Here is a 20,456-nt window from a genome sequence, read left to right on the forward strand (position 1 = left end):
ATTTTATGGACAAAAACATTATCTATCCAGAGTTTACTCTGGAAGAGCAACTTATCATTATCGTCGATAAATATATCTCAAAACGATACCAGCCAGGTGATAAAAGTTTCTCATACCAGCTTTACTTAATTTTTGTGGGATACCATCTAAAATATTTTTACCCTAAAAATATTTATTCTAGATCTAATCGTAATATTGATAACGTAATGGCTATGTTTAGCTCGGTATACAAAAGTCTAACAAGCAATCTACTACAACGATTAAATAACAAAGAAGGGGTTCTAAGAGAGCTAAACTCGCTTGTTAATTTCATAGATAACAATCAGGAAAAAGCAGAACAAATCTATGCTACGGTCAGAGCACAATATGAAATGAAAGTAATTGAGAAAGAGTTAACCCATGAAGTTCGCGTAAGAACCGTCAGGTTATAGGCAATAAAAAGCCCCTAAGCAGGGGCTAAAAGACTTCTTGATATAGGCTACTACTGAACTTCTTTCCAGACACCATCAGATTTGATTAGTTTTACTGGTTTTGTTTGTTTCATATTACTAATAGAGGCATCGACAATGCAGTTATAAACATTGTTTGCTTCTTCTGTGCAACTAACTTTCTTCACGTAATCGATTCTTAAAAGATCTTTTTCTGTAACTCTTGAATCAAGAGCTTTCATACTTGTATTTGTTCTATCTACAACACTTTTGAAAACATTGTATATATCGTCTTGCGATGGTTCATTGTTACATGCGGTTAGAAGGAAGGTGGTAATGATAACTGTGATAATTGAGTATATTTTCATTTTCTTATCCAAAAAACAATTAATTAAGAATGCCAGTTTTGGTGTTGTTATTGTCAGAGGAAAAAGTCCATTTACTTACAGTCTCTCCCTTGAAGTCGATTTCAAGAGTTTTAGACTGAGTTTGGGAACCGCCAGTAAACAGCCCCACAACAGGAATGAAAGTCGTTGCATTGAACTGATTGTTAGACATGAAATATTTCCATTGCTCATTTCCGTCATCGAGTGTGGTTCTTGTATCAGGCTCACCTAACTTAGTGAGTAATTCCGTCTTAGTTGTTTTGTTTTTAATGATCTTTGACTGGAGGCTTTGTGGTGTTTCGTTTTTAAGGTTCTGGTTCCCTGATGTTGAACAGCCAGAAAGCAGGAAGACAATAATAAAAAAAGAGGACGTTATAAATCGGTTCATTTACTTTCTCATTTTATGTTTGCGGTTGTGTGAAATTAATTTCACCGTATAAAAACAACTCTGTCTGCATACATTCTTTTGATTTTATAGATAAGAATAATGATGCTTACGAAAAACGTAATGACTGATACAAGAGTGCTGCCGGTCCACGAAAATGCTAACCACGCGAGACCAAATGCCACGAATTGAAACAGGAATGCCACACTGAGCGGGCTTTCACCGTAAGCGACCTTTGCATGACAGCCTTTGCAAATCCGCACACCATGAGGACTTTGTGTAAAGCAGAACGGGCACTTTATTGTTTCGTTTTCCATAGCTATCCCAATCTGGAAGATTAAATGGTGCGTTTACAGAGATTCTCGATGACCGACTCGCTTTAGTAAAATTGCTTGTACCGATCGATGATTGTTACTTGATAGTTGTTGTCTATCATAACTTGATTATCGATCTGTAATAACGATCAATATTTTCTTGACTAAACACAAATTTATTACTAAGCAATTGAGTTAGGTTACGAAAGGTGTTTACAACTAGCTGTCTATAAACGAATTTTTCTTGTAGGTTTCAGATGATGTGTTGAATAGACTTCTGAGAAGTTTGTAGGAACCTTGTGGAGGATGCTCTTTCCATATTTTCTGAGAAGCTTTATGAGCCGTTGTAAAAAGGGAATCCAGCCGGTGAGCCTGAGATGCTTTTGCTGTTTGGCTGCATTCTTTTGAAGGATCTTTTCTACGATTTCGTTCCGTTTGTCTTCTCTGAGCCGTAGTTCCAGTTCTGCAATTTTTTTACCGATACTTTCCTTTCTCTCAGCGGTTTTCAAAACTATTGCAGGAGCAGGAGCAGGAGCAGGAGCAGGAGCAGGAGCAGGAGCAGGAGCAGGAGCAGGAGCAGGAGCAGGAGCAGGAGCAGGAGCAGGAGCAGGAGCAGGAGCAGGAGCAGGAGCAGGAACAGGAACAGGAACAGGAAGAGATTCCTTCGTCTGTATACCCTTTCGCAGAAATTCTAAGTGGTCGGGGTTGTAGTTAAGTTGCTTTTGAAGATTTGCCCAAGAGTAACCCTTGCCTAACTGTGAAGCCTTGAAAGCTATATCGCGGTATTCGAATGAGAAGCCGTTCATCTTACCGGTAGAGGCAATGTTAGCCGTCCAGCCGACTTCTGCCTCTTCCAGCCTCTTGATCAAAGTTAAAAGGTCAGGTGTATCTGCCAAACTTTTATCAAGTATCTGTTGGAGAGCTTCTTTGGGGGAAGGAAGGCCAGTCCGTTCTGAAAGCATCTGTTCATTGCGGGAAACCTTCCTTCGCTTCGGTTGCTTTGGTGCTGTCATGGTCACTGTCAGGTTATGAGTGATTTCAAGTTCACTGATGATCCGTGTGCTTATAAGATTTTCGTTCCTACCTAAGTAGAGCTTCCCACCGGCTATGTCGATTCTGCTGGCGATAATGTGTATATGCTGGCCTTCGTCGTCATGTAAGACATAGCAACGGAGATGGGTATCACTGAATCCCATTCGTTTCATATAGTCATCTGCGATGCTAGACCACTGTTCATTCGTTAGTGATTCACCGTTGGGTAAGCGAAGCGAGTTGTGCCAAACTGATTTTGCGACATCCTGGCGAAGATGCTTGGTGCTATCGAATTCAGCGATCAGTTCAAGGGCTGAATCACCTAACATGTTCCCGCCAATGATGATGGGATCACTTTTATGATGTGCTCCCGGTTTCAATGCATATTGAACGACACCAGCGAAGCTCTTACCCCTTTTGATCTTCTGCATACCCTTCATCGGGTTTGCTCCATATGTCAGCATTTAGCAGGTGCTTGCGAAGCTCTACAATTTGTCTTCTGACTGCAAACAATTCTGTATTCGTAAGCTTGCTGTCTTTGCTTTTACCATCGATATGGATCGCAATTCGATTTAGCTTTTGCGATATGTCTGACAACATTTTCCAAGCTTCAACATTTACTAACGGAATATCGGTTGGGGTGTGATTTAAAAAGGTTAATCTTAACCACTCCCCTTTTTTATGTTTGCCCCTTCTGTTATTTAAAAGCTCTAGCTCTGCCTGATTCAAACGCACACTGATACAATAATGGCGTAACAACCTTAGATTTTTATCTTTCCTAAATCGATCACGATGCTGATCGTCATGTTTAGATTTTTCCATAGCATTTCCTTATGCAAAAAATGGTGAATCTGGTTAACTTATTGATTATGATGATAAAATACATCTACCAAATGAATTGTGTTTGTCAATCTGAACTTTATAATATGTAATGAGTTCGATGAGATTTAGCACTAAAGCTGATCGCTATGACCACGGACTTCATGTATACTGGTTTTTTATACAGTTATGGTGGGTGGTGTATGCTTAATGGATTTGCTCGCTATGCTTTGACTGCTAGTTCGGTTGCCCCAGTTTGCCTGACATTGGCATTCTTAGCTTATATTAATGATAATTATAAGATTCTTGTTTCCTCAATTCTTTTGGCTGTCGTAAGTGTTGTTTTTTGTGTCTTTATAATCAAGCAAGCACAAAAATATAATCCGGTCACATTGAAAAACTTAGAATCGGCATCTCCGGCAGATAAGGAAATAACCAACTATTTCTTGACTTACTTATTTCCACTTATATCTGGGCCGACCACTTTTATGGATTGGCGATTAGCCCTGTTTTTTTATTTAAGTCTTTTCTTCTACATAAAGCACTCGTCTTCGTATAGTTTCAATCCAATTTTGTCTATCATATTTGGATTCAAGTTTTATGAAGCCGAAGATGACACTGGGGTGAGTTTTGTTCTTTTGTCAACAAAACCTCTTACCAATGCGAAGATCAAAGGTTTGAGGGTAAAGAAGCTTACTGAACATACCTATATGATTGTATAAGGATATTATATGGAACTTTTTGCGATTACAGACAGCGAAATACCGACTAGAATAATTAAGATTGACATAGATGCTCCCGCACAAACGGTAGTAGAAAATCTATTTAGAACTCAGAGGAGTGAGTTTATAAATGAAGATATCGAAGAAATAGAGTTTTGTGCATCTTATAATGTTCAGGATGGTGAGATATTTTCCATCAATCCATTTGATGACGAAATAGGCATTATTAATGCAATCGAACGGCCTGATGCTGTTCCGGTTTGGGACCCTGATGATGTGTCAGTTCATTATTTCAAAGCGTTATTTACGGGTGAGCCAGCTTCGAATGGTAATCCTACTCAAGTTTGGCTTCAATGTTTCGACAGACGACAAATAATTAATAATGAAAAATCCTTTTTCCAAGTAGTAACTCAGCCTGGAAATAGATTCTCAGTGTCCACTCGTCCTGGTTTTTCGCTTAGTGATCGATTAACTGCTATTCTTGTGGGTGATAAATTATTGTTCAAGAGTTTCTTTATGCTCCGGCGATTTTTTAACATGGAAGAGTATTTTAATGAAGCTACTAGAGAGGATTTAGATAACTTTATCGGTAATGATATATTTCATGTGGAAAATGCTGAAGATTTTATGATGTTTGCAGATTCTGCAATTAAAAAGAAAGTATCTTTGATAATAAGTTCTGGAATACTCAACGATCAGCCTATTGAAAATCTAATTGAGTGTGCCCAGAAGATTGGATATCAATTAGGTATAACTAATGTGAATGGTGATAATAAAATCACTATGCCAAACTCAAAAAGAGAAGTGAAGCAACTATTATATTTCCTTGATCAGGGCTACTTCAATTCAATAATAACAAATGAGTTAATGTTGACGAATTCGAAGCGACCAATAAGAATTTGAGATTTTGCTTTCCTTTACTAATCGAAGAGCAAGTAAAGCAAGACTACGCAGCTTCGCTGAGTTAGCTCTTGCTTTATTAACATGTTAAATCATTATGATAATAGCTTATACATTTTTGATTCATCCATTTGTGGTTGGGTTCTAAAAATAAAGCCTTCACATTCATTTACAGATTTAGAAATTAACATGCTTAGTTTCTTTATATTATCCTTTTGCAATTCGGTGGAATTTTCAATAAAGCTATCAATTTCGGAAAATTCAACCTGCTCAATAAAAGAGTATAGAGAGCGAATTATACCAGCAATAATGTCAGAAATTTGAATTTCAATATTGCTTTCCGATTTTATGAATTTGAAATTCAGCCCATAGTATTGATTTTTTTCATCACCAATAAATTCATTTTTTGTTGAAAGTACCAGATGCGGTTCTACTAAGTCTTCTTCATCAAGCAAGTGCTGGGAGTTTCTAAATCCATTCAATCGATTGAGATAGAAATGAGAAAATGAATCTATAAGAAGATCTTTATCATTGAATGTTAATTCGGCATTATCAATGTCTTTACAGATGGACAGGAGCCTTGTTAGTTCCAGCAATGATTTCTCAATATGGTTTGGATTCTTATGCTTGTAGCTAAGGTAACTATTTGTGTGACTTCTACAAAATTTGTGCAGGGATTTGTAAAATTTATTAGCATCATTATTATTTATTTCAGGATAATTAAAATCATTCATCAATTTTAAAAAACCAGTTTTGTCTTTCTTGATAAGTATATATAGAGCATTTTTGTAAAAATCGAGTTGTGATCTAAGATCTATACTGTTATGAAATGCTTTTTTGAATAAAGAACTGTTTTTGTCGTCGAATAAATAGTGTGCAAGGTCTTCTATGATATCAAGGAAAGACCAGTAGACCGTATTTGTTGCGTAATAATGAATAAAGAAAGGGCTCTCAAGCAACCATGTTAGAAACACATGAATCTTTTTATTATTCATCAATTCAGGGAAACTACCTGTTCCGACATGTTTTAGTTTTATTTCTTTAACATTGCTCTGGATATTAAGTAATGTTCTTACCTCTTGTGCTGAAATATTATGTTTAGTTTGGTTTGTAACAATCCCAGCTAAAACAAAAATAGGTGAGTAAGTACTTTGAGGGTTATTGTCAACATTATATTTATTACCTCGCAGAGTAAAAGTTCTTATGTTATTACTTTCATCGTAATAAAAAATATAGTTTTTATTGCTGGTGACGTACCCATATTTCATTTTTTATTCTCCATTGTATATTAAAGTTTATCATAGTACTCTACTAAACCTTGGCAAAATTCTTTACCTGCAGAAACGTCGCCAAATTTACCAATCCTTTTTTTTAAAATAACAGCCTTTTCATTTTTATGAAGTGCTGTGTTTAAATTTTTTTGCATATTATGATAGAAAAGGACTCTTAAGTATTCACCGATATGAGAATTTTGCAAGTGAAAATCTATAACTTTGGCTGTTTGCCATACGGTTGTTTGAAATTCAATTAATTTATCATTTTTTATTTTTTCACTGGGTAATGTAGTGATTTTACCATTTGCTCTGGAGCTTTCAATGTCTCTCCCAAAAGCATGAGCAATTTTATTTCTTATATCTTGCATTTTATCTAGTTCAGATATGTTTTTGATAAGTTTATCTGGAGCATGGTCGAAAATTTTTATATATGTATTCACTCTTGATTGCCATGTTCCTTTAGTACAACCTATTACCATTTCTTTTATACCATGGTTTTTTTGTTTACCATGTTTAAGCAGCTCAATACCATCTATTCTCTTTGAAACACCGTACAGAACACCGATGTCAGATTCTATAGCTAAAGGAATGACTGTTGCCATATACGTTTCTAAGTTCGACATCATTGCAAGAAGTGCATTGAGATTCATCCAGTTTTGTAATTCATTGAAAGAATTGCTCCATTCTTTGATATTTTTAAATTTAGTATCATTCATATGCCCTTTTAATTTGAGAGATGAATCAAAGTAACTGATAACCTCAGATTCAAAATTTGCCCCTTTTTCTTTCAGGTTGCTATAGGTAAATTTATGACTATTATCAAATGTTATTAGCATTCTCAATAATTCATTGTTATGTTTTTTAAATACTCGCCATGCCCAAGATGACTGTGATTGAGGAATCCAACGTTCAAACTTGTAGTTGCTTTTTGACATATTAAAATCACCTGTGGGGGATATAGATCTAAACTTAATCTCTTTCCTTATAATAGCACAGCTAAATTAATTTTTCATTGGGTGAAAATAATGTAATTATTAATCTTAAAACATAAGAAAAAGAATGTTTTTTTCTATTTGAAATGATATCTGTTTCGAATTTAGTGGATGAAGTGAAAATGGCAATGGGTATATATGTTCAGTTTTCAATAAAAACATGTCATTCTGCAAACAATATATTATAATAGCTTCATCAATGGCACACCACAAATGAGAACATTATGAATATTAAACCCCTCCTTTATTCATTTAGTTGTTTTGTTTCATTGGCACAAGCATCAGAATTGCCTAAACAAGTCCCAGAAATAGAGGTTGGTCAACTTCAATGTGCATGTAACTTTAAAGTTGACCCCAATTCTAGCCCAGGGACACTATTGAGCGATATTTCAAATGGATGCCGAGTAAGTGAAAAACAAGCTGAAAAACTTATTAAAATGCTATCTGTTATACCCGGTTCAGACAGTAAAGCTTATAGTTGCGAGGGAGTAGACATAGACTACAATAATAGATAGATACACTCCTGAAATAAACCTCTGTTGACTTTTAATAATTGATTGCTATCTTAAATAAAAAGTCAACGGAGGTTCTAATGATTAATAAGGTTTTATTCCAATCAATGTTAATAGTTATGTTCACTACTTTTTCTTGCTCTTCATCAGCCAGACTTCCCTATTTAGAAAAAATGAATGTTTTTAATGATAAGGCTCTGGTGGCAGAAGCTAAATATAGCTTTATTGATGTTCGTGATAATAATCTATTTGTTGATGGTAAGTACAACAAATCTTATGTTGATAAAATGTATGATACTTACTCCATTGTTTATCAGGAAAATAGTATTAACTATTACTTAATGTTAAAAAGTGGCGGGTTATTGAAAAAACATATACTCAAAACAAAAGAGTATTTAAATGGGAAGGATTGTGAAAAAGCTAAGTATGTTAAAAACTGTATTTTCATGGAAAAAAGGATTGACGAGATGTATAACATTTCGGTGATGATTGATAATGGTATGGATGCAGATTCAATTAGAAAAAATTTATACAATGACTTATACAAAGACAGTTACAAAGTTATGCTAATGAATAAATACATTGAAGCTCATAATTTTTTACAAGAAAGTCAATACCGAGATTGAATTGTATTATAATCTTATTTTTATATAGATCGTTTGATTAATCTCGAAAGATTTGTTTTATAAAATATTTATATGATTAATTGGCTAGGTTACAGTTGGTAATTGGAATCGATTAATCGATTGATATTACTCATAGGTAAGACTCCTAATATTTTTTATAGATTAAATAATGAAACCTTGCTTGGATTCGCCAAGTTCGGTTTTTTGTATTTTCAGAAAGATATTGAACCTTGATTTTCAAACCAGATAAAAGTAAGGTATTACTTCCTTTATAAATGACATCAAATTTTATAAACTGTCAAATTCGGTTTTAAAATGCTAAGGTCATGTTAAAATTAGGTGATGATAGTGCCAATAATTAATGTGTTAGATGCTGGTCATGGCGATTGTATTCTGTTAGATTTCATTCATACATTGATACTTATTGATTCCGGACCTAAAACATTTTTGATAAGAAGGAATGTTATAGAGAAGCTTAAATATTTATTGAATGATAGAACAATTGATATTGCAATTGTTACACATAATGATGATGACCATATTGGCGGTTATGAGTATGTAATATCTTCAGGAATTAAAATTGAAAAGTTCATTTTTAATAGTCTCAGTATTTGCGGTGAAATTTTTACTGATCATGAACAACAGATTTCCTATAATCAAGATGTTAATTTAGATACCTTTATAAAGGATAAGGGAATTTCCTTAGAGGCATTAGTATTTGGTAACGAACCAATCATTATCAATGATATCAAGCTCATCCCTTTAACACCGACAATTGGTTCACTCCAATATATGCATGATGATTATCTGATAAAAAATCAACCACAAATTTCTTCCGATGAAAATCTTGAACCCACCTTAGCAGAATGTATTGAAGAAATTACTAATGGTAATGATAAATTCATACCCGATAGATCAATTACTAACAGAACCAGCTTATCTCTTATCATCGAGTATAATAGTTTTAGGGGATTGTTTTTAGGTGATGCATGGGCTTCTGATATCATTGAATGTTTCAGATTAAACCAAATTGAACCAGGTTTTTGTGTTACAAAATTATCACATCATGGAAGTGAAAAAAACACAAATAGCGAATTAATAAATATAATAGGTAAAACAGAATATATATTTTGTGCTGATAAAAGCAAGCATAATCACCCGAACAATAAAACTATCGCTCGGATATTATCCCAGTTTCAACAAGCAACATTTCATTTTAGTAGTGATAATGATAAAGTCAGAAGTATTTTCAGTGAGAACAATGTGTTAGGATGTCAAGTGTTATGCACTTATTCTTCTAATGGAGTTAATGTACGATACTATGAGTGTAGCTAATTGCATAAAGATCAAAGGGTTAGGATCTGAATCGACTGGGTATCTTTTTAAGGCAAGTTCCTGCGATGCAAGTTTTGTGATCTCATCGAAGCACGGTCTTTGCCATCAGAAGACAAGTTGCGAGCCATTTAAAGCGAAAACAGCAGGTTGTTGTAGGCAATGTCCAGTCCAACTCAGGTTAGAAAATATTTCATTAGAAAACTCTAAAATGAGCCTAGATGCCTTAAAAATCTTCAGTTTTCCTGATAAAGACTTGGCTATCACTCTTGTCGAAGGTTCTTCCAGTCATCCTTTACGCATCGGTAGTGACACTAATATTAGCTCAACACATTTTTATCTTAATGCATATAAACAAAATGATACAGAACCAGGGCGCATCATGCTCAACTTTCCTAATAAATCATCTGATGGACTTATATATTATAATATAGAATCTAACTCAACCCCTGATTTGGTTGAAAAGTCTAGAGGGTATAAAGGTGTTTCTGGTGCATTAGTTTTAGAATATCCAACTTCAGATTTTCCAATAGCACATGCGATTGTAATAGAAAATGGGAAAAATAATGATCTCGTTGCTGAATGTCTAAATGATATTGACCATGAGCAGCTTAATAAATTCTTCGACTGTATCGTTTTTCATAAACCTGCATGGACAATAAAATTAGATAATTCAATAGGGGGTTATGTCAAAGAAATTTTCAGGAAGAAAGTTACCGATGAATTAGAAATTGTCACTTACATACCTTCACATAAAGGATTTCCTCACTTTGACTTAAATCCGATTGCAAGATTTTTGCTTATTGAATTTAATCATATGCTAACTACCAATAAACTTTCTCTTTCTCAAAGTATGTATAGGGCCGGTAATTTATTAGCTAATGAGGATAAGTATGAACCTGCTAATAAGTTGCTGACAGGAAGATTAGTAGAAACATACCTTAATGCTCCTCATCTTTACTCAACTGGGCTGACGGACAAAAATTATCACCACATGCATTATATGATTAATCCCGATGGGAATTATGAATTAGCATTTTCAAATTATTGTGGCCACAATAATATAATTGACGGTTTAAATGATGAAATAGGGAAAGTAATTTCTAATTTTAATTTGTATGGTTTTAATCAGGAATTATTTTTAGAACGTTCATTTTTAAATCAAAAGCTTCCGGCATCAGAATGTGAAACACTATTTAAAGTTCTTTTTTCTGAGGATAAGTGTATTAGTACATTTTGCTTGGTCTTTACTGTTTCTTTGGAAGAATATAATAAAAATGAATTTGCTGCGGTAAATGACTATATTATCTCACTGGTTAATCAGGCATGTACTGGCATTGATGAAGATATCCTAAAGAATCTTTCCTTTGGCTTGAAATTAAATTTATTGGTCATGCCGAGTAATAAAATTAATGAATTATCGCTGGCTATTGTTAGGGAGTTAATTGGTGATGATCAGTCTTATTGAGTATTTATGTGATCGAATTAAAAGTAGCTATGAGTTTAATAATTACTATCATGGTCTCTTGGAACAGTTAGCTTATTCATTTTTCGAGAAGAACAGGCATGATTTTGTTTTTACAGCACAACACGAGAGACTTCTTCATTTTAGTCAGTTCTTATCTAATTCAAGCACTGAAAGCAATAGAGCTATCGCCTTGAAAGTAATTTCAGGAATAAATGAATTGTTCCCTCATAATAACTATACAAAGGCGATAACAAAATCTATTCTTACAAATTTTGGTTTGTTTTCAGCAGTGACATCATTTACTGACCCATCTGTTTCCCTCTCAACTTCATCCACATTGATAGGAGACATTCGTAGGGCTACTCAGGCTATACCAAATTCAGAGTATTCATTCACTAATAGGCAATATGATATCTACAATGAGATCCTAAATAATCGTTTCTTTAGTTTTTCAGGACCAACATCATTGGGTAAATCATTTGTTATTAAAAATTGTGCCATTGACTTACTTAATAAATTTGATGTTATTGTTTTTATTCTACCCACAAAAGCTTTGCTTGAAGAATACTTGGTTGATTTTCGTGCCATGTTAAATAAACGAGGAGTTGATAATGTAAATATCACCAAATCCGTATCAGGTGTTAAACCGGGTGAGAAGAATTTAATGATCTTTACCCAAGAGCGATATAATAACTTCCTTTACGAGTCGGATTATCTCGATATTAATGTTGATGTTCTTTTCATCGATGAAGCACATAAGTTAGCAGATAAAAGTAGTAAGAGATCTTTAACGTTATATAAAGTCATTTCGGCCTCGCTGGAGAAATATTCGGGCTTGAAACTTATTTTTTCAAGTCCAGTCATCTCTAACCCTGATATATTTTTCAAATATTTTAATGTTAATGGTAAAAGCCTAAGTATCGCGGAAAGCCCTGTTGCTCAAAGCTTGTTTTTTGCTAATATTTATAGCAAAGAGTATAAGTATTTTGATACAGTGACAAAAAAAGTTATTGATTTTGATATATTTGGTGGTTTTGAATCTGATTTCGATTTAATTTTCAAAATTGGCTCTCAACATGATTCAAATCTTGTCTATGTTTCAAGTAAATCACAATGTGTAAATAAAGCATTGGAATTTTCAAGTTTCCTGATTTCAAAGGGTATAGTTGCTGAGGAAGATGAAGAGTTACTTACCGAATCGAAATTAATTTCTGAGTGCATTCATAAAGATTTTTCATTACCACATCTATTAAAATATGGTATCGCGTATCATCACGGAAACTTGCCAGCATTTATTCGGAAAAGAATAGAGTCTCTTTATTCAAGTAAAAAGATTAAGTACATATTTTGTACCTCGACTTTACTGGAAGGTGTCAATTTACCAACTAAGAATGTTTTTATTTATCCATTTGGTAAAGCAAGTAACAGCAATGGATTTTCTCTTGATTTTTGGAACCTTGCTGGCAGAGCAGGTCGATATAAGAGCGAGTTGACAGGGAATATCATTTGTATTGGGAATGAAACAAATTCTTGGGGTGAATTTGAGAGTTCTGTTTCTAATAAAGACATAATAAAAATTGATAACGAGATTTCGCCACTGCTTCAATCTCCTCAGCAAATACTCAATTATCTTAATGAAAGTGTAAAATCTCACAAACCTAAAGTGGTTGAAATTTCAACAATGATTTTATCTGAGATTTTAACATATCTGAGTGAAGGTAAGATTGGTGGGTTACTAAGGGCATTCGATTCAGAAATTAGACAAGAAATAATTTCATCTGGACGTAAACATTTAGCCAAGAAAAACCTTCTTGACATTGATATCTCCACTTTTTCTGAAAATCATCGGTTTAACTCAGATATACAATCCTCAGCATATAAGTTAGCTTCTAATAAAAATAATATCCTAATGACATTTCAAAGAGATGATGTGTTTAAATATTTACAGAAAATAAATGATGTTTATAAAATAGTGAAGTCAACAGCAATCTACCCTTTTAGTATCATGACCTATTCTTGGTTAAGAGGTGAATCCATTAACTCAATTATAAATAACGGCATTAAGTACAGTAAAAAAGTCTGTGAGCTTGCTCCTTATGGTTGGGTTGATTTTGACAGTAGCAATACATACCACGTAAATTTAAAAATATTAGAGGTGATAAATTCTATTGAGACAGATATCACTTTTAAATTGGAAAGTTCTTTGGCTCATTATTATCAGTTATGTAAATCTCTACATGGTGAGAACGCATCAGGTATAAACTTATCTAAATTTGTTGATTATGGAACAATTAATGCTAAAGAAATGTCTTTGCAGGAATACGGTTTCTCAAGGGCTGCTGCATCCGAATTATTAAAAAAACACAGAGTTTTCATTGAGTTTGATAGCAATGACAGTTTAAAGAAAATCAATGTTAAAGGGCTGATAAATTCTGTTGATAGTGGTGGGCTACTTAAAAAAGAAATTGAATGGCTTAATATTTAATTTTAATGTAAGTGGCGATGACATGGCACGTCGCCACTTACAATTTTTCAGGTTGGGGATATACACCTTAATTATTTCTTAAAAGTCAGCATTCATGCAGCGAGTGTTTTATATTTTTGAGTCATGACATAATCACTCCACCATTGCATTAGTATCTCTCTCTCTTTTAAGTATTCTGCACGATTATATGCTGCAATTATTTCATCTTTCTTCGAGTGGGCAAGGGCGGCTTCTAAGACATCAGTCCTAAACTGTCCAGACTCCTCAGCAGCCGTTCTAGCGATGGATCGCATACCGTGGGCTACAAGCTCACCTCCGAAGCCCATACGGATTATGGCCGCATTAGCTGTTTGTTCATGCATATGGTTAAGAGGAGCCTTTATGCTTGGAAACACCCATTCACGATGCCCACTTATCGCTTTCATTGACTCCAGGACTCTCAAAGCTTCTTTGCTTAGTGGAACTTTGTGAGGCTTCTTCATTTTCATAAACTCAGCCGGGATGTTCCACATTGAGTTATCGATATCTATATCAGCCCATCTTGTGCGAACAGCTTCACCAGGACGTACCCAGGTCAGTAACTGCCATTCAATCAGCAATCGTGTCTCCAAACGAACAGAGGCATTGTTTAACACCAATAGGAAGCGGGGTAACTCGGAAGGGGGTAGTGCAGGCATATTCTGCTTTTTAGGCTTACTGAACCGTTGCCCAAGGTTGTCAGCCGGATTGAATTCGATAAGTTCCTCAGTTGCTGCATAACGGAAAATTTCATTTAATCGGGAAATGATTCGCCGTAAAGTTTCGAGGACTCCTCGTTGCTCAATAGGGTCAAGATGTTGCTTTAAGAGTTTAGGTCGGATCTCATTGATAGGAACATTACCCAAGCCGGGAAAGATATTTCTCTCCAGGCTTCGCCAGATATCTTCTGCATGGTCTTGTGAGATACCTGATGTTTTTACCTTCTCATCTAACCATTTCCTTGCCACGGCTTGGAGAGTGTGTTCAGTAGCATTCTTTAAGGCATTAGCTTTATCGTTGTTATGGATTTGAGGATCAATGCCATTGGCAAGCAAGGAAAGGTATTCATCTCGTAAGGCTCTGGCTCTTGCCAGTGTAAGGTGAGGATATGTTCCTAAGCTCACCTTAGTTCGCTTTTTGGTCACCGGCACTGCATACCTGAAATACCAATTCTTTTTCCCTCCTTTCGAGAGGGGGGCGATTCGTAGGATCAAACCATCCCCGTCGAACAAGTTGATTTCTTTGGCGGCTGGCTTGGTGCTTTTGATTTCAGTGTCAGTGAGCTTCTTAGCGATTTTTGCCATTTTGGGACCCTCGATTTTAGGACCCTTCGTTGTGGGTCCCATTCAGGGTGCCATAAGTGATAGTTCTCAGCAATTCTCACTAGACTACAATAGACGTAAAAAAGCCCGCAAGGCTGGTTCCATGCGGGCTTAGTAGACTTTACTGAACTTCAGTACATCATTATTTGGTGGAGCTGGCGGGAGTTGAACCCGCGTCCGAAATTCCTACATCCTCGGCACTACATGCTTAGTCAGTCTTTACATTCGCTTGCCAGCTGCGGACAGACACGCCACTAACAAACTAGCCTGATTAGTTTTAACGCTTCAACCCCAGGCAGGGCTTCCACGCGATCTCTTTTGGGTTTGACCTCTCTTTGATCCCCGTCTTAAGAGCGGAAGCTAGGGAGAGAGGGCTCAGAGCAGGTTATTAAGCTGCTAAAGCGTAGTTTTCGTCGTTTGCGACTATTTTTTTGCGGCTTTTTACGAGGCAAACCGCCCCTCGGCATGCACCTTGGGTTTCGCAAATCCCGTCGAATCCAGAATCAGCCCCAATAGTGTTGCAGCAAGTATAACAGAGTTGCTATGCGCTCTGCCACCCCCCTGCATAAATACTCTCTGCCTGCATTTTGGGCAAAAATCCATTGCCAACAGGCAGATAGTCGTTCATTTATCGCTCACGCAGCGCCTCTTTCGCCCGGTTAAACGGTTTGATCAGGTAGTCGACGATGGTTTTTTCGCCGGTTTTGATGTCCACGGTGGCGATCATCCCCGGTACGATGGAGAAATGGTGCCCGACTTTGTTCACCAGATAATCCTGGTGGGTGCGGATGAACACGCGGTAGTAGAACACTTCCGGCTTGGCTTTGTCCTGGATGGTGTCCGGGGAGATGGTCTCCACTTCGCCCTCCAGCCCGCCGTAGATGGCGTAATCATAGGCGGTGATTTTCACCAGCGCGCGCTGGCCGGGATGGATAAAGGCGATGTCGCGCGGCGAGAGGCGCGCTTCAATCAGCAAGCGGTCATCGACCGGGACAATCTCCATCAGGTCGCCGTTGGGCGGGATGACGCCGTTCAGGGTCGTGACCTGGATGTTTTTTACGATGCCGCGCACCGGCGAGCGGATGGTCAGGCGGGTGACGGAGTCTTCGCGGCCTTTGATGATGGCCAGCAGCATATCGACTTCGGCGTTCGCTTTGGAGAGCGCTTCCCGGGCCTGCACGTAATACTGCGAGCGCAAATCCGTGAGTTTCAGGCTGAGGTCGCTGCGCTGGCGCTGTAGTCGCAGCACTTCCACGTGGCTTGCCGCGCCGCTTTTTTCCAGCCGCTGGGTGATGGCCAGCTCTTTGTTAACCGAGACCATCGCGTCTTTAATCTCTGCTTCGGAGTCCGCCAGCTGCGCGCGGCGTGAGCGGTAGAGCCGGGTTTCACTGGCGAGCAGATCGGGCCAGGCTTTCAGTGAGTCGGGGAAGACGAGAGGCTGGTCGTTTACCTCTGCGTAAAGGCGAACGCTGGATGCCAGCGATGCGCGATAGCGTGCGGAGCTTTCGCCCACGTTGGACTCTGAACGCGTCGGGTCCATGCGGGCGACGATTTGCCCGGCCTGCACTTTGTCGCCTTCACGTACCATCAGTTCTGCCAGAATACCGCCGTCGAGCGACTGTAAAACCTGCTCGCGCGAGCTGGGCACCACTTTCCCGGTGCCGGTCGAGACTTCATCGAGCGTGCCAAACCATGCCCAGATGCCGAGCAGCACAAATAACACGGTGCTGATAATAATAATGCGGCTGGCCCCGGAGAACTCCCGTTCGCGGCTGATGTCCGGGTCATCCATCACCACATCATGCTGATTGGTTTTCATTTTTCCACTCCCGTCCGGTTGCCGGTGTGCCAATACGGTTGCCGCCCAGCGCCTGCGTTTTGGGCGCATCCATCACCACTTGCCCATCTTTCAGCACCACCACGCGCTCCACCAGTTCGAGCACCGGTACGCGGTGAGTGGCGACAATCAGCGTGCGATTGCCCAGCCACTGATTCAGCCGTTGAATGAACTCGCGTTCGGTGTGGTCGTCGAGGGAGGCGGTGGGTTCATCGAGCAGGACGATGTTGGGCGAGCGCAGCAGCATACGCGCCAGCAGAATCGACTGCCGCTGGCCGCCGGACAGGCCCGCGCCGCCTTCCATAATCGGGTGATCGAGACCTTTCGCCAGTTGACGCACAAAGCCTGCCGCGCCGCACACTTCAAGGGTGGCAAAGATGTCGTCATCGCTGGCGCGCGGTGCGCCAAGCATCAGGTTCTCGCGCAGGGTGCCGTAGAACAGGCGCGCGTTCTGGCTGAGCATGCCGACGTTGCGGCGCAAATCGGCCATATCAATCTGCGCAATGCTCAGGGAGTCTAGCCGCGCTTCGCCGCTTACCAGTTCCACGCCGCCCGCCATTGCCTGAAGCAGGGTCGATTTCCCCGCGCCGTTGCGCCCGAGCAGGGCGATGCGTTCACCCTGTTGAATCTCAAGGCGGCCGATTTTGAGCGGCACGTTCTGGTCGTCGTTGTGATAACGAAACTGTGCGTTTTCAAAAAGATAGTGCCCATGGAAAATATCGCGATGCACCACGCTGTCGTCGCGCTGGGTTTCAGTGGGGAGCTGCATAATGCTGTCGAGGCCCGATTTGGCGGCTTTGACCTGCTGCCAGCGCGCCAGCACGCCGCACAGGTTCGCCATTGGGGCGATCATGCGTGAAGCCAGCATCGACGCGGCAACCACCGCACCGGTGGTCATTTCGCCCTCGATAACCATCGGCGCGCCGAACAGGATCACCGCGCTATAAACCAGACTTTGCACGGTGATCCCCCAGCTTATCAGCCCCTGGGAGATCTGGCGGGTGCGCAGGCCCGACTCGGCGGTAATGCGAATATAGCTGTTCCACTGTTGCAGGAAGCGGTTCTCGGCCTGCATCAGTTTGATATCCTCCAGCCCCTGAACGCTCTCCACCAGCACCGCATTGCGCAGCGTTGATTCATGCGCGGCCTGGTTGGCGAGCACCGCCAGCTTTTTCTGCAACAGAATACCGGGCAGCACCATCATCACGGCGGCAACGGGCGCGATCCACGCCAGCTGCGGTGAGATAATCGCCAGTACGATCACGAACAGGAAAAAGAAGGGGAGATCGACGATCGTCGAGATCGTCGAGGAGGTGATCATTTCGCGGATCTGCTCCAGTTCGCGCAGCTGCGAAATAAAGCTGCCGGTCGAGCGGGGGATCGCGCTGTTACGCAGGCGCAGCGCGTGGCTGAACACGCGGTCAGAGACGCGCATGTCGGCGCGTTTGCCGAGCACGTCCATAATGTGTCCGCGCGCCACGCGCAGCAGGAAGCCAAAAATCACCGACAGCAGCACGCCGAATGCCAGCACGTAAAGCGTCGGGTACGACTGCGCGGGGATCACCCGATCATAGACCTGCATCGAGAACACAATGCCGCCGAGCGACAACACGTTCACCAGAAAGGCGGCGAACATCACCGGGCCGTAGGGGCGGATGTCCTGCAAGACCAGCGATTTCAGCCAGTCGGGGCTGAAGCGGGAAATATAGTTGTCGACCCGGCTATCGCGCATCGCGGAAAGCGGACGCAGGGCGGCGAGATAGTCGATTTTGCCGAGCAGTTCGTCCATCGACAGGCGGTTGATGTGCGAGGTGTCATCGACAAAACGCACCTCGACGGTGCTGTCGCCATCAAAGCGTTCGACGATCACCAGCTCGCCGTTATTCAGCGCGGCGACAACCGGAAGACGCCAGCTGTTGAGGGTTTGCGTGTTGGCTTCCAGCAGGCGAAACGATAGCCCGCCCTGACGAGAGAGCTGGGTCAGCGCGGGCAGCAGGCTTTTATCGTGAAACCACGGGGCATTGGCCTGAATGGTGCCCGGCGAGCAGGCAATGCGGTAGTGGTTGGCGATATGGCTTATCGCCAGCGCCCAGCGTTGCAGCGTCTGTTCGGTTAAAAAGGTGTCGGCGGTATCGGCGTTGTTCATGGCTGGATCTCCACTGACTGAATGCTGCGATTTTCCAGGCGGAACGCATTGCGCAGGCGTCCGGTGTTGTAGAGGCAATTCAGCTCAAGCTGGTGCAGCTGGTTGAGCGTTTGCAGCTCGGAAAAGCGCGCCTGATACACCTCTTGCTCGGCGTTCAGTACGTCCAGCAGCGGGCGTGAGCCCAGCTCAAGATACTGTTGTTGATAGAGTTCGCGGGTGCGCGCACTGTACTCCTGCTGACGGCGCTGTACTTGCAAAGAGCTCATCAGGCTCATCACCTGGCTTTGCGACTCCAGCAGTTTTTGCCGCACTTCCAGACGCACGCGCTGGATGGTCGCTTGCGCCGCGCTCAGCGCATAGTTGGCGGCATTGCGTCGGGCGGTCATTGCGCCGCCCTGGTAGATGGGCATTTCCACTTTCACCCACGCCGAATACTGCGTGCGGTCCAGCACTTCATGGCTGGGGTATTTGTCGTTCAGATAGTGCTGAACCTGCGGTTCCAGAGAGATGGTCGGCGTCATTTGCGCGTTGGCGTAATCGACATTGGCCTGTGCGACGTTCGTCTGCGCCCACGCCGCCAGCACCGACGGCACCAGGCGGTCGTCCGGTTGCGCGATATTGCAGCTTTGCGCCAGTTTGTCGGGGAAGTCGTTGCTGATGCCGTTGAGGGTATTCCAGCCAAGCCAGCTCATCAGCGTGGCCTCGGCGCTGTCGCGCGTTGCCTGATACTGAATCAGCTGCGAGCGCGCGGACTCAATACGTGCGTCCGTCTGCACCGCGTCAGACTGCGATGCTGCACCTTCGTCGCTGCGCTGGCGAATCAGCCCGCCGATGTGGTTCAGCGCGGTGAGCTGCTCTTCGGCGACGTCCACCATTTGTTGCCAGGTCTGCACCTGCACCATGGCGACGGCGGTGCTGTAGCCCACGTTATCAATACTGACCAGCACGTTTGCCTGCTCCTGCGCGACGCCCGCGCTTTCGGCGCGCACCTGGCTTGCCACTTTGCCAAAGTCATAGAGCATCTGGGAGAGCGACACCACCAGCGACGGGCTGAAACCATGGTCGACATAGTTATTGGCGTAGCCGTTGTTCATGCCCGCGCTTATCTGCGGATAGTATTTTGATTTAGCGACATCGACCTGCTCATTCTGCGCGAGCAGTTTGCCAACGGCTTCCTGAATGGACGGATGCCAGCTCACCGCGCGATCAACGGCGTTATTCAACGTTAAGGTACCCGGCGCGGCGGGGTCGAGCGGCAGATCCACTTTGCCGGATAACGACGGTAGCTCCTGCTGTTCGTGCAAGGTCTGCGAAGAGATAAACCTTGGCGTCTCTTCGGCGTGAAGGGCGGCTGAGCAAAGGCAGCTCGCCAGCCCCCATGCGATAGGTGTTAACTTTCCCATTGTCGATCCCTTTTAAAATAGCGCAGGTGTATTTGTTATTACCCCGGGCGTCTTC

At 41.2% G+C, this 20,456-nt stretch carries 19 protein-coding genes and 1 other RNA gene; 8 read left to right on the plus strand and 12 right to left on the minus strand.

The window, feature by feature from the left end; translation table 11 throughout:
• Positions 1 to 5 precede the first annotated feature (5 nt).
• Positions 6 to 431: a hypothetical protein gene (locus G163CM_RS00120; RefSeq protein WP_231826463.1), complete on the plus strand. Its 426-nt coding sequence runs from the start codon at positions 6 to 8 to the stop codon at positions 429 to 431.
• A gap of 50 nt (positions 432 to 481) precedes the next feature.
• Here the strand turns inward: G163CM_RS00120 and G163CM_RS00125 are convergent, their stop codons facing one another.
• The 5 genes from G163CM_RS00125 to G163CM_RS00145 all read right to left on the minus strand — a co-directional run bounded on the left by G163CM_RS00125 (position 482) and on the right by G163CM_RS00145 (position 3,367).
• The gene (locus tag G163CM_RS00125) at positions 482 to 796 is read right to left on the minus strand and encodes a hypothetical protein (protein WP_000708681.1); all 315 of its coding nucleotides are present in this window, start codon (positions 794 to 796) and stop codon (positions 482 to 484) included.
• 19 nt (positions 797 to 815) lie between these two features.
• On the minus strand, positions 816 to 1,202 hold the full coding sequence (locus tag G163CM_RS00130; protein WP_001078959.1) for a hypothetical protein: 387 nt from the start codon (positions 1,200 to 1,202) through the stop codon (positions 816 to 818).
• Positions 1,203 to 1,243: 41 nt separating this feature from the next.
• Positions 1,244 to 1,516, minus strand: a complete 273-nt coding sequence (locus G163CM_RS00135) for a hypothetical protein (protein ID WP_007666384.1) — start codon at positions 1,514 to 1,516, stop codon at positions 1,244 to 1,246.
• A gap of 224 nt (positions 1,517 to 1,740) precedes the next feature.
• On the minus strand, positions 1,741 to 2,985 hold the full coding sequence (locus G163CM_RS00140; protein ID WP_231826464.1) for a relaxase/mobilization nuclease domain-containing protein: 1,245 nt from the start codon (positions 2,983 to 2,985) through the stop codon (positions 1,741 to 1,743).
• A complete protein-coding gene (locus G163CM_RS00145; protein WP_163363363.1) occupies positions 2,954 to 3,367 on the minus strand; it encodes a hypothetical protein in 414 nt (137 codons plus the stop codon). The genes G163CM_RS00140 and G163CM_RS00145 overlap by 32 nt, the downstream gene beginning before the upstream one ends.
• 200 nt (positions 3,368 to 3,567) lie before the next feature.
• Between G163CM_RS00145 and G163CM_RS00150 the strand changes: the two genes are divergently transcribed.
• Both G163CM_RS00150 and G163CM_RS00155 read left to right on the plus strand, forming a co-directional pair.
• The gene (locus tag G163CM_RS00150; protein WP_000931689.1) at positions 3,568 to 4,086 is read left to right on the plus strand and encodes a hypothetical protein; all 519 of its coding nucleotides are present in this window, start codon (positions 3,568 to 3,570) and stop codon (positions 4,084 to 4,086) included.
• 9 nt (positions 4,087 to 4,095) lie between these two features.
• Positions 4,096 to 4,989 (plus strand): Kiwa anti-phage protein KwaB-like domain-containing protein, encoded by an 894-nt coding sequence (locus tag G163CM_RS00155; protein WP_001676873.1) that lies wholly within the window; start codon positions 4,096 to 4,098, stop codon positions 4,987 to 4,989.
• Between the two features lie 92 nt (positions 4,990 to 5,081).
• Here G163CM_RS00155 and G163CM_RS00160 read toward each other — a convergent pair whose 3' ends face one another.
• Positions 5,082 to 6,254: a DUF3800 domain-containing protein gene (locus G163CM_RS00160; protein ID WP_231826465.1), complete on the minus strand. Its 1,173-nt coding sequence runs from the start codon at positions 6,252 to 6,254 to the stop codon at positions 5,082 to 5,084.
• Between the two features lie 20 nt (positions 6,255 to 6,274).
• Positions 6,275 to 7,195: a hypothetical protein gene (locus G163CM_RS00165; protein ID WP_231826466.1), complete on the minus strand. Its 921-nt coding sequence runs from the start codon at positions 7,193 to 7,195 to the stop codon at positions 6,275 to 6,277.
• A gap of 281 nt (positions 7,196 to 7,476) precedes the next feature.
• Here G163CM_RS00165 and G163CM_RS00170 point away from each other — a divergent pair, with 281 nt between their 5' ends.
• The 5 genes from G163CM_RS00170 to G163CM_RS00190 all read left to right on the plus strand — a co-directional run bounded on the left by G163CM_RS00170 (position 7,477) and on the right by G163CM_RS00190 (position 13,675).
• Positions 7,477 to 7,767: a hypothetical protein gene (locus G163CM_RS00170; RefSeq protein ID WP_163363390.1), complete on the plus strand. Its 291-nt coding sequence runs from the start codon at positions 7,477 to 7,479 to the stop codon at positions 7,765 to 7,767.
• 77 nt (positions 7,768 to 7,844) lie between these two features.
• Positions 7,845 to 8,390 (plus strand): hypothetical protein, encoded by a 546-nt coding sequence (locus G163CM_RS00175; protein ID WP_163363391.1) that lies wholly within the window; start codon positions 7,845 to 7,847, stop codon positions 8,388 to 8,390.
• Positions 8,391 to 8,738: 348 nt separating this feature from the next.
• A complete protein-coding gene (locus G163CM_RS00180; RefSeq protein WP_163363392.1) occupies positions 8,739 to 9,725 on the plus strand; it encodes a ComEC/Rec2 family competence protein in 987 nt (328 codons plus the stop codon).
• Positions 9,700 to 11,190: a hypothetical protein gene (locus tag G163CM_RS00185; RefSeq protein ID WP_163363393.1), complete on the plus strand. Its 1,491-nt coding sequence runs from the start codon at positions 9,700 to 9,702 to the stop codon at positions 11,188 to 11,190. Before G163CM_RS00180 ends, G163CM_RS00185 begins: the two co-directional genes overlap by 26 nt.
• The gene (locus tag G163CM_RS00190) at positions 11,174 to 13,675 is read left to right on the plus strand and encodes a DEAD/DEAH box helicase (protein ID WP_163363395.1); all 2,502 of its coding nucleotides are present in this window, start codon (positions 11,174 to 11,176) and stop codon (positions 13,673 to 13,675) included. Before G163CM_RS00185 ends, G163CM_RS00190 begins: the two co-directional genes overlap by 17 nt.
• A 92-nt stretch (positions 13,676 to 13,767) precedes the next feature.
• On the opposite strand, the gene G163CM_RS00195 is transcribed toward G163CM_RS00190, so the two are convergent.
• From G163CM_RS00195 to G163CM_RS00215, 5 genes are all read right to left on the minus strand, one after another.
• Positions 13,768 to 14,997: an integrase domain-containing protein gene (locus G163CM_RS00195; RefSeq protein ID WP_172945974.1), complete on the minus strand. Its 1,230-nt coding sequence runs from the start codon at positions 14,995 to 14,997 to the stop codon at positions 13,768 to 13,770.
• A gap of 165 nt (positions 14,998 to 15,162) precedes the next feature.
• Positions 15,163 to 15,526: a transfer-messenger RNA gene (gene ssrA, locus G163CM_RS00200) on the minus strand.
• Positions 15,527 to 15,643: 117 nt separating this feature from the next.
• The gene (locus G163CM_RS00205; RefSeq protein WP_231828303.1) at positions 15,644 to 16,807 is read right to left on the minus strand and encodes a beta-barrel domain-containing protein; all 1,164 of its coding nucleotides are present in this window, start codon (positions 16,805 to 16,807) and stop codon (positions 15,644 to 15,646) included.
• A 7-nt stretch (positions 16,808 to 16,814) separates the two neighbouring features.
• Positions 16,815 to 18,998, minus strand: a complete 2,184-nt coding sequence (locus G163CM_RS00210; RefSeq protein ID WP_231826467.1) for a type I secretion system permease/ATPase — start codon at positions 18,996 to 18,998, stop codon at positions 16,815 to 16,817.
• Entirely contained in the window at positions 18,995 to 20,401 is a 1,407-nt protein-coding gene (locus G163CM_RS00215; RefSeq protein WP_015963345.1) for a TolC family outer membrane protein, read from the minus strand. Before G163CM_RS00215 ends, G163CM_RS00210 begins: the two co-directional genes overlap by 4 nt.
• Positions 20,402 to 20,456 lie beyond the last annotated feature (55 nt).

The sequence above is a fragment of the Pseudocitrobacter corydidari genome (genome assembly GCF_021172065.1).
GTDB classification, from domain to species: domain Bacteria; phylum Pseudomonadota; class Gammaproteobacteria; order Enterobacterales; family Enterobacteriaceae; genus Pseudocitrobacter; species Pseudocitrobacter corydidari.

Bases quoted from the DNA above. Each gene is read 5' to 3' on its own strand.
- G163CM_RS00120 (WP_231826463.1), top strand. From the start codon at position 6: ATGGACAAAAACATTATCTATCCAGAGTTTACTCTGGAAGAGCAACTT.
- G163CM_RS00125 (WP_000708681.1), bottom strand. From the start codon at position 796: ATGAAAATATACTCAATTATCACAGTTATCATTACCACCTTCCTTCTA.
- G163CM_RS00130 (WP_001078959.1), bottom strand. From the start codon at position 1,202: ATGAACCGATTTATAACGTCCTCTTTTTTTATTATTGTCTTCCTGCTT.
- G163CM_RS00135 (WP_007666384.1), bottom strand. From the start codon at position 1,516: ATGGAAAACGAAACAATAAAGTGCCCGTTCTGCTTTACACAAAGTCCT.
- G163CM_RS00140 (WP_231826464.1), bottom strand. From the start codon at position 2,985: ATGAAGGGTATGCAGAAGATCAAAAGGGGTAAGAGCTTCGCTGGTGTC.
- G163CM_RS00145 (WP_163363363.1), bottom strand. From the start codon at position 3,367: ATGGAAAAATCTAAACATGACGATCAGCATCGTGATCGATTTAGGAAA.
- G163CM_RS00150 (WP_000931689.1), top strand. From the start codon at position 3,568: ATGCTTAATGGATTTGCTCGCTATGCTTTGACTGCTAGTTCGGTTGCC.
- G163CM_RS00155 (WP_001676873.1), top strand. From the start codon at position 4,096: ATGGAACTTTTTGCGATTACAGACAGCGAAATACCGACTAGAATAATT.
- G163CM_RS00160 (WP_231826465.1), bottom strand. From the start codon at position 6,254: ATGAAATATGGGTACGTCACCAGCAATAAAAACTATATTTTTTATTAC.
- G163CM_RS00165 (WP_231826466.1), bottom strand. From the start codon at position 7,195: ATGTCAAAAAGCAACTACAAGTTTGAACGTTGGATTCCTCAATCACAG.
- G163CM_RS00170 (WP_163363390.1), top strand. From the start codon at position 7,477: ATGAATATTAAACCCCTCCTTTATTCATTTAGTTGTTTTGTTTCATTG.
- G163CM_RS00175 (WP_163363391.1), top strand. From the start codon at position 7,845: ATGATTAATAAGGTTTTATTCCAATCAATGTTAATAGTTATGTTCACT.
- G163CM_RS00185 (WP_163363393.1), top strand. From the start codon at position 9,700: ATGTACGATACTATGAGTGTAGCTAATTGCATAAAGATCAAAGGGTTA.
- G163CM_RS00190 (WP_163363395.1), top strand. From the start codon at position 11,174: ATGATCAGTCTTATTGAGTATTTATGTGATCGAATTAAAAGTAGCTAT.
- G163CM_RS00195 (WP_172945974.1), bottom strand. From the start codon at position 14,997: ATGGCAAAAATCGCTAAGAAGCTCACTGACACTGAAATCAAAAGCACC.
- G163CM_RS00205 (WP_231828303.1), bottom strand. From the start codon at position 16,807: ATGGATGACCCGGACATCAGCCGCGAACGGGAGTTCTCCGGGGCCAGC.
- G163CM_RS00210 (WP_231826467.1), bottom strand. From the start codon at position 18,998: ATGAACAACGCCGATACCGCCGACACCTTTTTAACCGAACAGACGCTG.
- G163CM_RS00215 (WP_015963345.1), bottom strand. From the start codon at position 20,401: ATGGGAAAGTTAACACCTATCGCATGGGGGCTGGCGAGCTGCCTTTGC.